This window comes from Halobellus ruber (assembly GCF_014212355.1).
GTDB lineage: Archaea > Halobacteriota > Halobacteria > Halobacteriales > Haloferacaceae > Haloquadratum > Haloquadratum rubrum.
Window position 1 is genome coordinate 406,622 of the sequence record NZ_JACKXD010000002.1, and the last position, 15,026, is coordinate 421,647.

Annotated in this window: 13 protein-coding genes; 7 read left to right on the forward strand and 6 right to left on the reverse strand. The window is 66.8% G+C overall.

Annotation, left to right across the window (positions count from 1 at the left end; all coding sequences use genetic code 11):
• Window positions 1-296: 296 nt before the first annotated feature.
• Complete coding sequence (locus tag H5V44_RS07040) at window positions 297-1,304, reverse strand: sodium:calcium antiporter (RefSeq protein WP_185192398.1); 1,008 nt, start codon at window positions 1,302-1,304, stop codon at window positions 297-299.
• 237 nt (window positions 1,305-1,541) lie between these two features.
• Here H5V44_RS07040 and H5V44_RS07045 point away from each other — a divergent pair, with 237 nt between their 5' ends.
• Window positions 1,542-1,754 (forward strand): YgaP-like transmembrane domain, encoded by a 213-nt coding sequence (locus tag H5V44_RS07045; RefSeq protein ID WP_185192399.1) that lies wholly within the window; start codon window positions 1,542-1,544, stop codon window positions 1,752-1,754.
• A gap of 93 nt (window positions 1,755-1,847) precedes the next feature.
• On the forward strand, window positions 1,848-3,446 hold the full coding sequence (locus tag H5V44_RS07050) for an aldehyde dehydrogenase family protein (RefSeq protein ID WP_185192400.1): 1,599 nt from the start codon (window positions 1,848-1,850) through the stop codon (window positions 3,444-3,446).
• Window positions 3,447-3,472: 26 nt separating this feature from the next.
• Here H5V44_RS07050 and H5V44_RS07055 read toward each other — a convergent pair whose 3' ends face one another.
• Window positions 3,473-4,762: an MFS transporter gene (locus H5V44_RS07055; protein ID WP_185192401.1), complete on the reverse strand. Its 1,290-nt coding sequence runs from the start codon at window positions 4,760-4,762 to the stop codon at window positions 3,473-3,475.
• Between the two features lie 206 nt (window positions 4,763-4,968).
• Between H5V44_RS07055 and H5V44_RS07060 the strand changes: the two genes are divergently transcribed.
• The 4 genes from H5V44_RS07060 (at window position 4,969) to H5V44_RS07075 (ending at window position 9,549) form a co-directional block, all read left to right on the forward strand.
• Complete coding sequence (locus H5V44_RS07060; RefSeq protein ID WP_185192402.1) at window positions 4,969-6,336, forward strand: ABC transporter substrate-binding protein; 1,368 nt, start codon at window positions 4,969-4,971, stop codon at window positions 6,334-6,336.
• Between the two features lie 10 nt (window positions 6,337-6,346).
• Entirely contained in the window at window positions 6,347-7,387 is a 1,041-nt protein-coding gene (locus H5V44_RS07065; RefSeq protein ID WP_185192403.1) for a carbohydrate ABC transporter permease, read from the forward strand.
• Complete coding sequence (locus H5V44_RS07070; protein WP_185192404.1) at window positions 7,384-8,316, forward strand: carbohydrate ABC transporter permease; 933 nt, start codon at window positions 7,384-7,386, stop codon at window positions 8,314-8,316. The genes H5V44_RS07065 and H5V44_RS07070 overlap by 4 nt, the downstream gene beginning before the upstream one ends.
• A 96-nt stretch (window positions 8,317-8,412) precedes the next feature.
• Window positions 8,413-9,549 carry an ABC transporter ATP-binding protein gene (locus tag H5V44_RS07075; RefSeq protein WP_185192405.1) on the forward strand — a complete coding sequence of 379 codons (1,137 nt, stop codon included), beginning with the start codon at window positions 8,413-8,415 and terminating at the stop codon, window positions 9,547-9,549.
• Window positions 9,550-9,586: 37 nt separating this feature from the next.
• On the opposite strand, the gene H5V44_RS07080 is transcribed toward H5V44_RS07075, so the two are convergent.
• From H5V44_RS07080 to H5V44_RS07095, 4 genes are all read right to left on the reverse strand, one after another.
• Complete coding sequence (locus tag H5V44_RS07080) at window positions 9,587-10,276, reverse strand: hypothetical protein (protein WP_185192406.1); 690 nt, start codon at window positions 10,274-10,276, stop codon at window positions 9,587-9,589.
• 156 nt (window positions 10,277-10,432) lie between these two features.
• Complete coding sequence (locus H5V44_RS07085) at window positions 10,433-11,416, reverse strand: aldo/keto reductase (RefSeq protein ID WP_185192407.1); 984 nt, start codon at window positions 11,414-11,416, stop codon at window positions 10,433-10,435.
• 77 nt (window positions 11,417-11,493) lie between these two features.
• Window positions 11,494-12,069 carry a Gfo/Idh/MocA family protein gene (locus H5V44_RS07090; RefSeq protein WP_221625647.1) on the reverse strand — a complete coding sequence of 192 codons (576 nt, stop codon included), beginning with the start codon at window positions 12,067-12,069 and terminating at the stop codon, window positions 11,494-11,496.
• Window positions 12,070-12,111: 42 nt separating this feature from the next.
• A complete protein-coding gene (locus tag H5V44_RS07095) occupies window positions 12,112-13,368 on the reverse strand; it encodes an RNA-guided endonuclease InsQ/TnpB family protein (RefSeq protein WP_185192409.1) in 1,257 nt (418 codons plus the stop codon).
• Between the two features lie 210 nt (window positions 13,369-13,578).
• On the opposite strand from H5V44_RS07095, the gene galK reads away from it, so the two are divergent.
• Window positions 13,579-14,652 carry a galactokinase gene (gene galK, locus H5V44_RS07100; RefSeq protein ID WP_185192410.1) on the forward strand — a complete coding sequence of 358 codons (1,074 nt, stop codon included), beginning with the start codon at window positions 13,579-13,581 and terminating at the stop codon, window positions 14,650-14,652.
• Window positions 14,653-15,026 lie beyond the last annotated feature (374 nt).

A 15,026-nucleotide genomic window follows, 5' to 3' on the forward strand; every position in this document is an offset into this window, starting at 1 on the left:
AACCGGCGTCCGTCGAAACGATCGGCTACGGGCGTGAGAGCCGAACGCACAGTCCGGAGCGCTCACGGACCCACGGCTCGCTGAGACGGTCGCCCCCGCCTACGGGAACGCCCCGCACTACCGCGACCGCCTCGACGACCACGGGATCGACCCGGACGATATCGACGGGATCGACGACATCGAGCGACTCCCGTTCACGACGAGCGCGGCCTTCACTGATAACTACAACCCGGCTACCGTCGCGTTCGCCGCCGAAGAGGCCGTGATCGTGGCCGCGTAGGACGTTCCTCCCCGACTCAGATCCCCCGGACGGTCTCGATCACGCCGATCGACTCCAGGGTGATCCACACCAGGAACACGGCGTAGAGCCCGAGAAACCCGTAGGCCTCCCAGTCGGTCAGCTCGAGACCGGTCCGGGTGAAGACGATGAACACGAGCGTCGCGAGGCCGAGAAACCCCATCGTCGGCACCGCGACCAGGAAGTCGATGGTCGCAGACCCCGCGAGCAGGACCCCAACGGGGATCGCCACCAGAAGGTTGAACGTGTTGCTCCCGAGGACGTTCGTCAGGCTGGTGAGGCTGTCGCCGTCCTTCGCGGCGCTGACACTGACGAACGCGTCGGGGAGGCTCGTCGCGGCCGCGATCACGGTGAGCCCCCACAGGAACGACGGCGTGCCGAACGTCTCCCCGAGCGAGAGGGCGGCGCGGACGAGGCCCTCCACGCCCACCGCGATCACGACCAGCGACACGGCCAGGACGCCCCACTCGCGGCGTGGGCTGATCGCGGGCGCGTCGGCGCCGACGTACCCGCTTGCGTCCTGCTGGTGGAGGAAGAGGTAGACGGCGTACGTGGCGAGCAGTATCAGGGCCAACCCCGGAGTCAGGATCGCCGCCCGGTTGGTCCCACCCGGCACGTAGGTCGCCCCCAGCGCGAAGACGACGAACAGCAACAGGACGCTGATGATGTAGAACTGGGTGTCGCGGTGGATGAGGCTCCGGTTCGAGTCCAGGTTCTCGCTGAAGATCGCCGAGACCCCCGGGATCACGAGCAGGTTGAAGATCGCGCTCCCGACGATCGCACCGACGCCGAGGGAGAACTCGCCGTGGACGACCGTACTGATGATAACCGAACTCAGCTCCGGGAAGCTGGAGCCGACGGCGACCACCACCGCGCCGTGGACCGCCACCGGCAGCCCGTAGAATCCGCTGAGCCGTTCGGCGGCCCGCTCGAAGTACTCGCTGCCCTTCCAGATGACGAGGGTCGATACGGCGACCAAGCCGATCGAACCGACTACAACGGCCATCGGTACCACCCTCGCGGAACGCACGGAAAGGCGTGTTCCTCCGGAGCAGGCTGCCGGCCGAGTCGGCGCGCTGTCGACCCACAGTGCGGCGCCCGGGGTCGCGCCGCCCGCCCGTCGGCCTGATACTGTTGGGTATAACTGCGTAAAGGTTTTCGACACCCCGGGGTGTCGAAATCCGTCACGGGACTGTAGCCGACAGTATGAAGACGTAAGTTCCAGCCGCCCGGATACGGGAGTATGAACCTCCCCGAGAACGTCGGCGGACGCGACCGCCTCGCCCGCGCACTGCTCGCTGCCCTCCTGGCGCTGCTCACCGTCGCCCTCCTCGGGTCGGGGCGACGGCGGCTCGGCGTCTTCGCGGCGCTCGGCGCCGTCGGGTTCGGCTTCAACGCCGTCACCTGCTTCTGCGGAATGAACAGGGCGCTCGGCGTCGACACCACCGGCGACTGACGGTAGCCGACCGTCCGGACGCCGTCGACGCGCCGTACTGTCAGATTTCTTATAGATGGACACTGTCATACTGGTGGCTCCCGTAGAGCCCGTATGCAGCCCCACCCGTTCGAAAACGAACTGACGCTGCCGGCGCACCGAGAGCGCGGGGCCGTCGCGGAGTTCCACGACGCCTACGACGACGCGATCGCGGCCGTCGAATCCGAACTGGGCGCCTCCCACCCGCTCGTGATCGACGGCGAGGAAGTCGCCACCGACGAGGAGTTCACAGTCACAAGCCCCGCCGACACCGACCTCGAGATCGGGACGTTCGCCGCCGGGACGGCCGACCACGTCGACGACGCCGTCGACGCGGCCACGGCGGCGTTCGAGGCGTGGCGGACGTACGACGTATCTGAGCGCGTTGCGATCTTCCGCCGCGCCGCTGAGCGAATGGGCGACCGGAAGTTCGAGCTCGCGGCGACGCTGACGATCGAGAACGGCAAGACCCGCGCCGAGGCGATGGCCGACGTCGACGAGGCGATCGACTTCCTCCGGTTCTACAGCCGGGAGCTCGACCGCAACGACGGCTACCAGTACGACACCGGCGAGCCGACCCCCGGCCAGCACTGCTCGAACGGCCTCGAACCGTACGGGGTCTTCGGCGTGATCGGCCCGTTCAACTTCCCGTGTGCGATCTTCACCGGGATGACCGCCGGCGCGGCGATAACCGGCAACGCGGTCGTCGCAAAGCCCGCGAGCGCGACCCCGCTGATCGGCCACAAGGTCGTCGAGATCCTCTCGGCCGCGGGCGTGCCCGACGGCGCGCTCAACCTCGTCACCGGGGGCGGCCGCGCGGTGGGAACGCCGCTCGTCGAACACGACGACGTCGACGGGATCGTCTTCACCGGTTCCAGGGCCGTCGGCGACCGGATCCGGCGGACCTTCATCGAACTCGACAAGCGCGGCCCGGTGATCGCCGAACTGGGCGGGAAGAACCCGGTGGTCGTCACCGACACGGCGGACCTCGGGAAGGCGGTCTCGGGGGTCGCAAACGGCGCGTTCGGCTACAGCGGCCAGAAGTGCTCGGCGACCTCCCGGGTGTACGTCGACGAGGGGATCGTCGAGGCGTTCTCCCGGGAGCTGGTCGCGGCCGCCGAGGACCTCCCGATCCGTCGGCCCCGGGACCCCGAGGCGTTCGTCTCGCCGCTCATCGACGACGACGCCCTCGAACGCTACCGGGAGATCTGTGAGATCGCCCGGCGCGACGGGGAGGTCCTCACCGGCGGGTCGGTCGTGTCGTCGCCGGAGCTTTCCGCCGGCCGGTTCGTCGAGCCAACCGTCGTGCGTGGAATCCCCCACGACCACGACCTCGCACGCGAGGAACACTTCCTCCCGTTCGTGACGATCCACCCGGTATCGGACCTCGACGAGGCCATCCGGAAGTCCAACGACAGCAGCTACGGCCTCTGTGCCGGGCTGTTCTCGGAGGATCCCGACGAGGTCGACACCTGGCTGGATCGGATCGAGTCGGGGATGTGTTACGTGAACCGCGAGCGGAGCGCGACCACCGGCGCGCTCGTGCAGGCCCAGCCGTTCGGCGGGTGGAAGGCGTCGGGGACGACCGGCAAGTTCGCCGGCGGCTACTGGTACCTCCCGCAGTTTATGCGCGAGCAGAGCCGGACCGTCGTCGAGGACGTCGGCCGGTCGTGATCGCCGGACCGTCGTGCTGACCTGCCTCAGTCGGCAGCCGGGGCAGCGACGGAATCGCCCCTGTCGGGTTCCGCGACCTGTGTGACGATCAGCCCCAACCCCACGGCGCCGGCCCCGGTCGCCACCGCGAACGGAACCACGAACCCGAAACTGACTAAAACGCCGGCCATCAGGATCCCCGAGGCGATGCCGAGCCCGAACCCCATCGTCAGGAGCGACAGCGTCGACCCCGACGCCCCCTCGCGCGCCAAGTCCCCGGCGAGTGCCAGCGACGGGGCGAACACGGCCGCGACCGCGACGCCCTGGAGGAAGCGGGCGATGATCATCGCGTTGGAGGAGGTGACGAGCCCCTGTGCCAGGGTCGTCGGCAAAAGGAGGAGAAAGCCGGCGACCAGGAACGGCCGCCGACCGTACCGGTCGCTGAGCCGGCCGATCGGAAGCTGGAACAGCACGTTCGCCAGGATCGACGCGCCGAACTGGATCGAGTACAGGAAGCTGCCCTGGTTGAGCCGCTCGTTGATGACGTTCGCCAGCGGGGCGTAGATCGCGATCGACAGCGCCATCACGATCGTCGCGAGCGCGAGTGCGAACACCGGATCCAGCCCCCCGTCCTCGCCGCGGACGCGGACCGAGAGCCCCTCGCCCGCGGTTTCGGTCGGCTCGGGGTCGGTGATCAGCAGGGAAACGAGGCCGAAACTCACCACGGCGCCGGCAACTGCCACCAGGAACGCGGCGTCGTACCCCGAGACCGGTCGGCCGAAGACGGCGTAGGGGCCGCTTGCGACGACGACTCCGGCGACCAGCGGGCCGATCCCGAAGCCGAGGAGTCGAAACGTGTTGAACAGGCCGAAGTTGTTCCCGCGCTCCGCCGAGTCGGAGAGTTCGTTGACGAGCGCCACCGCGATCGGAATCGAGAACGCGGCGCCGACGCCCTGCAGCCCGCGCATCGCCAGTACGAGCAGGTAGTCGGTGAAGAGCAGATAGCCCGCGCTCCCGGTCGCGACGAGGCCGAGCCCGAAGAGGAGAAACACCTTCCGGCGCCCGGTGCGGTCGGAGACGGATCCGGTGAGCGGCTGGCTCAGGCTGTTGAGAAACCCGAACACCGACAACACGATCGCGATCAACAGTTCCACGCTGACGTCGATTCCGACGCCGAACACGGTCGCGGTCGATCCGGTGACTGCCGGGAGCCGCACCGCCCCGCTCCCGATGTAGAGCGGAAGCACGACGACCAGAAACGAGTTCGCCAGGGCGCTGACCATCCGCGCGATCGCCAGCGACAGGATGCGGGCGTCCGGCACGGAGCTGTCGCGCATCTACGCACAGTTGACACCGCATCCAATCAAAGGTACCGGCCGCACGACCGCACTCGCCGTCGCGGGCGACACGACGCCGCAAACGTCATTATCGATCAATGCATATGTTCACACGATAGTGTCGTGCTCCCGGTATTTACAGCCAATCCCGAGGGAACCGTTAAAATAAAAATTTATTACGATGTGTAGTAATAATTAGGACGGATATGTCTAGCCAAGATGACGACGGACGGTTGCCGTCCCGACGAACGTTCATTCGAGCGTCGGGTGTTGCGGCGCTCGCAGGAATCGCCGGCTGCAGCGGCGGCGGTGGCGGAGACGGCGGCGGTGGCGGAGACGGCGGCGGTAGCGGAGACGGCGGAGGTAGCGGAGACGGCGGAGACGGCGGGGGCGGCGGCTCCGGCGCCGCTGTCGAGGTGCTCCACGGCTGGACCGGCGGCGACGGCGCCAAGGCGGCCGACGCACTCGCGGAAGCGTTCGACGAGAACGTCGACGACTTCGAGCTCGATATGAACCCGATCGGCGGCGGCGGGAACCAGAACCTGGATGCGGTCGTTGCGAACCGGCTCCAGAGCAACGACCCGCCGGGGTCGTTCGCCAACTGGCCGGGCCCGAACCTCCTGCGCTACGAGGGCGTCCTCGGCAGCGTCGACGACGTCTGGGAGGAGAACAACTTCGAGGACGTGATGATCCAGGAGGCCATCGACCTCCACAAGCAGAACGGGAGCTACCGGGCGGTCCCGCTCGGATCCCACCGCCTGAACTGCCTGTTCTACAACGTTTCGGTCGTCGAGGAGGCCGGCATCGACGTGGATTCGCTGACGAGCCCCTCGGCGCTCATCGACGCCTTCGAGACGGTCCAAAGTGAGACCGACGCGGTCCCGATGACCCACGCGATGTCGGGCACGTGGACGACGACCCAGCTGTGGGCCGCCGTGATGCTCGGCGTCAACGGCTATCAGTCCTATATGGACTTCATCGGGGGCGAAGGCTCCGAGAGCGATGTCCGCGCGGCGTTCGAGACGACCGCGGAGATGCTGGAGAACTACATCAGCGAGGACGCCGCCTCGATCGGGCTAACCGAGTCCAACCAGAACATCATCGAGGGCAACGCCGCGTTCATCCACCAGGGCAACTGGGCGGCGGGCGCGTTCCGGAACGCCGAGGACTTCGATTACGACGAGGACTGGGGCTTCAAGACCTTCCCCGGCACGGAGGGGATGTACACCCTCCACTTCGACTCGTTCCTCTACCCGTCGAACAACCCGACCCCCGAGGCCTCGACGGTCTGGGAGGCGTTCGTCGGCAGCGAGGAAGCACAGATCGCGTTCAACCAGTTCAAGGGGTCGATCCCGACCCGGACCGACGTGAGTATGGACCAGTTCGGTCCGTACCTCCAGGAGACCGCGAAGGACTTCGCCGAAGCGGAGAATCGGCCCCCGACGCTCCAGCACGGGCTCGCGGTGCCCTCCGAGACGATGACCCAGCTCAACGAGGTCATCTCCTCGGAGTTCACCGGCCCGTACAACGTCGACGCGGCGACGCAGGGCTTCCTGGACGCAGTGTCGAACTGACCGTCGCCGTATGTTCGACCTCTACCGTCGGCTGTCCGGCGCTCTCGGTCGGTCATCGCAGGATGACGAGGCGCGCACTGACGGCGGCGTCGTGAGCGACCGCTCGGCTCCGGATCCCGGCTCGGAGTCGGAACCGGGCCCGCTCGCCCGCGCCGGCGCGGCGGTAGACCGGCGGTTCGGGAGCGACTTCTTCGAGTCCTCGCTGTTCTGGCTGCCGCCGTTCCTGCTGATGGCGCTTTTCGTCTACGGCGCCATCATCTGGAACCTGCTCATCTCCCTGACCGAGTACCAGGGCTTCGCGAACGCGCCCGACTACAGCAACCTCGATTTCAGCATGTACGCCCGGGCGCTCGGGGATACGGGGTTCATCGATGCCGCGGTCAACACCCTGATACTGCTTGTCGCGTTCACCGGCGCGACGCTCGCCGTGGGGCTCGTCCTCGCGATCCTGATCGACCGGGGGATCCGCTTCGAGAACGCCTTCCGGACGATCTACCTCCTGCCGATGAGCCTCTCGTTTGTGGTGACCGCGCAGTTCTGGCTGTGGATGTACAACTTCAACAACGGGATCGTGAACCTCCTGCTCGGCGTCGTCGGGATCGGCCCGATCAGCTTCCTCGGGAACCAGACGATCGTGCTCTGGGCGGTCATCTTCGCGTTGATGTGGCAGTTCTCGGGGTACGCGATGGTCGTGTACCTCGCGGGGCTCCGCGCGATCCCCACCGAACACTACGAGGCGGCCCAGGTCGACGGCGCGTCGACGCTGAAGATGTACTGGCGGGTGATCATCCCGCAGCTGAAAGGTGCGACCATCAGCGCCGCGGTCGTGCTGATGGTGTTCGGGATGAAGGCCTTCGACTTCCTCTACTCGCTCGTTGGCGGCTACCGCCCACCCAACGGCGCGGACATCCTGGCGACGAAGATGGTGCGTGAAGCGTACGCGAACCTCAACTGGGCGTACGGGGCGGCGATCGCGATCGTGCTGTTCGCGATGGCGCTGGGCGTCATCGGGCCGTACCTCGTCTACGAGTACCGGAGGGATAACCTATGAGCGACGCCAACGTGCGCCGCGCGACCCGTGCGGCGCGACTCCGTCGGAGTATCGAACAGACGGGCCCGGCCGAGATCCTCCTGTACGCCGTGTTGGTCGCGATGGCCGGCTTCTACCTCGTGCCGATCGAGTCCGGGCTGGTCACGTCGATCAAGACCAACACCGCGATCATCGAGACGGCGCCGTTCGCCCCGCCCGGCGGCGAGGGCGTGACCCTTGAGAAGTGGCAGGCCGCAATCGACGCGCTGCTGCGCGGGATGGGCAACAGCCTGCTGTACGCCGTCCCCGCCACCGTCCTCTCGGCGGTGCTCGGCAGCATCACCGCCTACGGGCTGACGATGCCGAACTGGAGCCGGGCGTACAAGGCGCCGCTGATCGCGCTCATCGTGGCCGGGATCTTCATCCCCTACCAGGCGGTGTTGGTGCCGCTGACGCAGTTCTGGTCGCAGTGGGTCCAACTCACCCAGCTGCTGTCGTTCCTCTGGGGCTTCGGCATCCCCAACGATTACGCGGGGATCATCGAACTGGTGATCACCCACGTCGCCTACGGGCTGCCGATCTGTACGCTCCTGTTCCGGACGTACTACAAGACGATGAGCACCGAAATGATCGAGTCCGCCCGCCTCGACGGGGCGTCGCTCCGCCGCGTCTACCGCCGGATCGTCCTCCCGCTGTCGGGGCCGATGTTCGCCGTCGTGCTCATCTACCAGTTCACTCAGATCTGGAACGACCTGCTTTTCACGCTGGTGTTAGTCTCCACGGAGTCGAGCCCGGCGGCGCCCGTCGTGTTGATCCTCGCAGGGCTGGGTTCCTCGCTGGAGGGACAGGACTTCGCGCTCCGGATGGCGGGAGCGTTCTTCGCGGCGCTGCCGACGCTCGCGGTGTACATCTTCTTCGGCGAGGAGTTCGCCGAGGGGGTGTCGGCGTGAACCGGACGCGTCCCGGGACGGCACTCGGCGGCGCCGGAACCGACAGCGAGACGTGCCGCGGGAACGACCCACTGACCGAGACCTCAACCCAAAGATATGGCAACGCTTGAACTCGATTCGATAACGAAGACGTTTCAGGACGACAACGGCGAGATCGTCGCCGTCGACGACATTTCGATGGCGATCGACGACGGCGAGTTTCTCGTGGTCGTCGGCCCGTCTGGCTGCGGGAAGTCGACGATGCTGCGGATGGTCGCGGGACTGGAGTCGATCACCGCCGGCACCGTCTCGCTCGACGGCCGCGTCATCAACGACGTGAAGTCTCAGGAGCGGAACATCGCGATGGTCTTCCAGTCCTACGCGCTGTATCCGCACATGTCCGTCCGGGAGAACATGTCGTTCGGGCTCGAGGAGTCGACGGATCTTCCGGACGACGAGATCGCGGAGATGGTGTCGGAGACGGCCGAACTCCTCGGGATCCCGAACCTCCTCGACCGGAAGCCGACCGACCTCTCGGGGGGCCAACAGCAGCGCGTCGCCTTGGGGCGCGCGATCGTCCGGGACCCCGAGGTGTTTCTAATGGACGAGCCGCTGTCGAACCTTGATGCGAAACTCAGAGCCCAGATGCGGACCGAGCTTCAGCGCCTCCAGGAGGACTTGGACGTCACGACGGTTTACGTGACCCACGACCAGACGGAGGCGATGACGATGGGCGACCGGATCGCCATCCTCAACGACGGTCGGCTCCAGCAGGTGGCCACTCCACTGGAGTGTTACCACGAACCCGCAAACCAGTTCGTCGCGGGCTTCCTCGGCGAGCCGTCGATGAACTTCTTCGACGTGCGATACGCGGACGGCGTCCTCGTCGGCGACGCCTTGGAGTATCCCGTCGGGCCGGACATCCGGGCGTCCCTCGAGGGGGCGACTGACTTAGTCCTCGGGATCCGCCCGGAGGACGTCGAGTTGGCCGAGCGGGTGAGCAACGACCACGACTTCGCGACCGTCGTCGATGTCGTAGAGCCGATGGGCGACGAGAACACCGTCCACCTCCGGTTCGAGACCGGCAATCAAACGCTGATCGCGACCGCCGACGGGTTCACCAGAATCGCCGCCGGCGACGCCGTGACCGCGCGGATCCCCGAGGACGCGATCCACATCTTCGACCGCGAGACGGGCGAGGCGCTCCACAACCGGTCGCTGGAATCGGAGACGCTGTCGGCCGAACTGGGCTGACGGACCGCGGAACGACGCCGCCGATCGGCCCCTCACATCACCATACGCGCGTCTGACCGGCGCCCTCGGCCACGAGCGCGGCGGCGGCGACGTGGGCGTACGTGAACAGACAGAGGCCGACGAGCGCCGCGAGGCTCCGTGCGGCGGTGGTGGCGAGCACGCTCCACGCGAGGACGACCAGAACCGCCGCGCCGACCCACGCGAGGAAGTACGCGCCGCGCGCGGTCCCGCGGAGCGCCTCCCGTCGGAGGCCGGCCCGGAGCCCCTCGTCGACGGCGACCGCGGCAGCCGCCGGGAACAGATACCCACAGATCACGGTGACAAGCAGCGAAACGGTCGCAAGCGTCGCGGCCGTCACGCCCTCGACGGCGACCGGAACGACGCCGGTACCGGTGACGTAGCCGACGGCCACCACCGCGACCGCCGGCGGGAGGAGGTAGGCTACGGTGACGCCGAGCAGCCGCCCGGCGAGCCGCAGGGACGACCACGCGCGAATGGCCGGGAACCCCTCGCCGGCGAGCACGCCCCCGAGGAGGCCGAAGAACGCGAGAACGGGGGCGAGAGCCAGCGCCGCCGGCACCAGAAACGCCAGGTCGGGCCACAGCGCGCCCGCGACCCGGGCCAACACGCCGACGAGCAGGACCGAAACGAGACACTTCACGGTCCCGTCGAGCCGCGCTCTGTCCCGGATCGGATACCGGAGGGCGTCGACGAACAACTCACCCACCCCGCGTCGGGGTCGAACCGGGGTGGCTGTGGGGGTCGATCGTCCGGGGCACGTCAGCGGTAGTCCGCGCCGGCGCCGAAAACGATGTCGGTCGCGGCCGGGCGGCGGAGACGAGGAGCCTCCCTGGACAGGTGCCGAGCGGACCGCGACCGTCTCTCACCACCGCTGGTGGACGTGCTCGCGGACCGACTCGTCGTACACCTCGCGGACGGCCGCGTGGCGCCCGGCGGGGAGCCGCGGGAGGTCGGCGGCCGCGACGTTGTCGCGGACGTGCTCGGGGGTCGACGACCCTGGGATGACCGTCGAGACCGCGTCGTGATCCAGGATCCACCGGAGGGTGAACTGCGCCATCGACTGCCCGTCCGGCACCAGCGGCCCGATCGCGTCGACGGCGTCTAACCCGTCCTCGTAGGGGACGCCGGCGAACGTCTCGCCCACGTCGAAGGCCTCGCCGTCGCGGTTGAAGTTCCGGTGGTCGTTCTCCGGAAACTCGGTGTCGGCCGTCAGCGCCCCGGCTAGCAGGCCTGACGCCAGCGGCACCCGGACGATGACGCCGACGTTGCGGGCGGCGGCCTCCCGGAAGAACGTCTCCCGGGGGCGCTGCCGGAACGGGTTGAAGATGATCTGGACCGTCTCGACGCCCGGATACTCGATGGCCTTCAGCGCCTCCTCGACGCGTTCGACGCTGACGCCGTAGTGGTCGATCCTGTCCTCGTCTTTGAACGTCTCCAGCGCCTCGAAGGTCGCCGGCTCGTAGTAAACGTCCGTGGGCGGGCAGTGCAACTGCACCAGATCGAGGGTCTCGACGCCCAGCCGCCCGCGGGAGTCGTCGACGAACCCTCGAAGGTTCGATTCGGTGTACCCTTCGGCGACGTGGGGGTCCAGCCGGCGGCCGGCCTTGGTCGCCACGAACGGCTCCTCGTCGCGCCCTTCGAGCACCTCGCGGATGAGCCGTTCGCTCCGGCCGTCGCCGTACACGTCCGCGGTGTCGAGGAACGTGACTCCGGCGTCGAGTGCGGCCTCGATCGCCTCACGCGCCTGTGTTTCGGCCACGTCGCCCCAGTCGCCGCCCAGTTGCCAGGTCCCGAGTCCGACCTCCGTGACGTCGACGCCGGTCGTCCCGAGTGGTCGCGTCTCCATATCGACGGCTACCGTCCCGGCACCCCTAACGCTTCGGGAGTCGGTCGCGGGGCTGGCGTCCGGCGCACGGCGCCGCTTTACGCCACGTCGACGGGCACGCCCCGCGCTGCGCTCTCGTAGAGGGCGTCGATGACGCGCATATTCGCGATGGCCTCGGTGCCGCCGGTCCGCGGTTCCGCACCGCTGTCGACGCAGTTCGCGAAGGCGGTCACCTGCTCGGCGTACTGATCGACCGGTCCGAACCGTTCGGTGTCTTCGTGGCCGTCGATCGAGTACGAGAGCGTCGCCGGCGCGTCGGCGGCGACGTCGAACGCGGGCTGGGCCTCCACCCATCCGTTCTCGGCTTCGACCCGGTACCGCTGGACCTCGGGGGCGTCGAAGGAGCCGTCGACGTGCGCCATCGCGTCGTCGTACTCGAGGATCCCCATCAAATCGGTGTCGACTCCGGCGCCGCGGGAGTCCCGCTCGTGGGCGTACACCCGGTCGGGCTCCCCGAGGAACAGCCGCGCGGCCGACACCGCATAGCAGCCGACGTCCATCAGCGCGCCGCCCGCGAGCGACGGGTCAAGGCGGACGTCGTCCGGACGGCCCTCCAGCCGGAACTTGAACGACGCGTTCACCGCGTGGACGCCGTCGAGTTCCTCCTCGACCAGTTCCGCCGCGCGTTCGGTGCGGGGGTGATAGCGGTACTTGAGCTACCCACCGCTAAAGCGGTGGGATTCAGCGTGGACTCCCGTTCTGGCCGACTCATCGTCGGCAGGAGAATAACCTCCGTTCACGTTCAACGTCCCGCTGTTCAAGCGCACGCCCAAGGGTGCGCCTCCGTCGCCCCCAGTTTGGTTGCGACGGAGATACCGTAACCCGATGTTCTTCGCAGCGTTGTAATCCGCGTGATTCTCATACCCGCAGTTCAGACACTCGAAGTCTTCGTCCTCGCGGTTGTCTGGGTGTGTGAACCCGCACTTAGAGCAACGGCGACTCGTGTTCTCAGGGTCAACCTGCTCGACCGTGATGCCGTATTCTTCGGCCTTGTACTCAACGTACTCGTACAGTCGGTCAAACGCCCACTTGTGGCCCCACGACGCGCCAGTTCGCTCACGAATGTCCGTCAAGTCCTCGAACGCTATCACCGAATACTCGTTCTCACGAGCCTCCGCGACCAATTCGTTGCTGATGCGGTGCAGCATCAGCTTGAATCGGCCTTCCTCTTTCCGTCCGACTGACTGGATGTTCTGGTGTGCCCAGCGCGTGCCGCACTGTTGGAGCGACCCACGCCGTTTCTCATATTCTCTGCGCCAGTGGTCGAATTCGTCGCCAGTCCAGAACGTGCCCGTCGAAGCGACAGCGAGGTTGTTCACACCGAGGTCAACCCCGAGAACCGTTCCGTTCTCAGTGGTTGCCTGTTCCGACGTGTCAAACTCTACCTCTTTCTTGCAGTGGACGTGAAGCACCCAGTCGCCGTCGTGGTAGTGCAGTTCCGCACCCGTCGTTTCGTATTCGTTGGAGAACAGGTATTGCGAGTGCGGCGTGTCGCTATCCTTGTCGGGCAGAATGTAGTCGGCTTCGATACGACCGTCGGTCGTAGCGAGGCTCACGTAGTCGTCGTGGAACGTCACGGTGCGGTGGTCGTAGACGACGTGCGGACTGGTGAACGTCGGCTTCGACGCTTTCTTTCCGTTTTTCCACCGTTCAACCACGCTTTTGCAGGCTTCAGCCCCCTTGTTTCGAGCGGCTTGTACCAGTCCACCGTTGAACCCGCCAGTGGCTTCTCGCACATCGTCGTAGGTTTCGTCGTCCAGCGTGGTCTTGCTGGTGGTGACGTACTCGCCTTGGAAAGCGTGGTCTACGACGTACTGAGCGCACCAGAGGAACATGTCTACGGTGTCTTCGAGGAGTGCGGCGTCGTCACTGTCTACATCGAGCGCAACGGGGACAGTACGCCGCACCTCCATATCTTATACGTAGAATGAGTAATTGTTAACCATTGGGGAGTCGGCCTGCTACTGGAGCGTGGTTTGATTCCCAGTTGTCGGCTTCATCCCACGGCTAAAGCCGTGGGTTTTCGCCTCGTGCTTTCTATAAGTCGTGCGTCGGGACGGAATCGGTGGCGGGCCGACCGGTTTATGCCCTCGGGTCACCCTTCTCCGGACGAACTACCCCGTATGTACGAGGTACGCGCACCGGGTCGGGTGAACCTCATCGGCGAGCACACCGACTACACCGGCGGCGACGCGATGCCGATCGCGACCGACCTCCACACGGCCCTGACCGCCGAACCGGCAGACCACGTCGAGGTCAGCTCGGCCGCGCTCGACGCCGACGGCCGGTTCGACCCGACGGGCTTCGAGCCCGACGGCACCTGGCTCGACTACGTCAAGGGCGTCTATCACGTGCTCCGGGCCGACGGGTACGACCCCGGGGGCTTCCGTGGCGAACTCGGCGGCGACCTCCCGCTCGGCTCGGGGCTGAGCTCGTCGGCGAGCCTCGAACTCGCCGTCCTCGCCTTTCTGGAGGACGCTTACGACCTCGGGATCGACCGGACCGAGCTGGCGCTGCTCGGACAGCGGGTCGAGAACGACTACGTCGGGGTCTCCTGCGGGGTTATGGACCAGTTTGCGGTGGCGCTCTGTCGGGCGGGGAGTGCGCTCCACATCGACACGGGGACGTTGGCGTCCGATCCCGTCCCGATTCCCGCCGACGCGCGGGTGCTCGTGTTCCACACCGGGGTCGAGCGCGAACTCGTGGATTCGGCGTACAACGAACGGCGCTCGACAGTCGAGGCCGCCCTGGACCGTCTCGGGCGGGACTCCTCGAAGGCCGTGACCGAGGCCGACCTCGCGGAGTTGCCTGCCCTGGAGCGTCAACGCCTGGGGTACATCAGACGCGAGAACCAGCGCGTCGTGGAGGCGAAAGACGCCCTCACGGCCGGCGACCTCGACCGCTTCGGCGACCTGTTGACGGCAGCACACCGCGACATTGCCGACAATTACGGGGCGAGCTGTCCGGAGCTCGATCTCGTCGTCCGGGCGGCCGTCGACGCCGGCGCGTACGGCGCGCGGTTGACCGGGGCAGGATGGGGCGGGGCCGCGGTTGCGGTCGTCGACGTCGAGAACGCGGACGCGGTCGCCCGTGCGGTCGAATCGAGATACGCCGAGCAGTTCCCCCACCACGACTCGGAATCGTATCTGATCGAACCGTCCGCAGGGGTGACTGTCGAGCGGCAGAGCCGGAGCTGATCGCCGTCAGGCTGCCGGTTTCTTCGATGGACGGTAGCGCACCTCCGTTGATTCCGGCGGCAGAAGCTCGGAGGCTCGGCCGTCCACGGGAGATGGCAGCCGTCACAAACGCCAGCGGTGAGTCCTCCCGACGATCAAATGTCCGCTTTACTAAAGTATACGGTAGAAAATTCAAGCTATCATCTACGAAGACGGAGGTTTGAACTACATTCCGCTATACAAAATCGAGTGGAGGAACTCTGCCCACGAAAATATTTGAGAGTTTTTTATATAGAAAATATGATTTTATCCCACCGTCGTTCGACCGCGGTGCTGTCCTGAGGGCGTCCGCGACCGGAACCGCTCTCGGGGCCTCCCGCGGTCCCACCAACCGT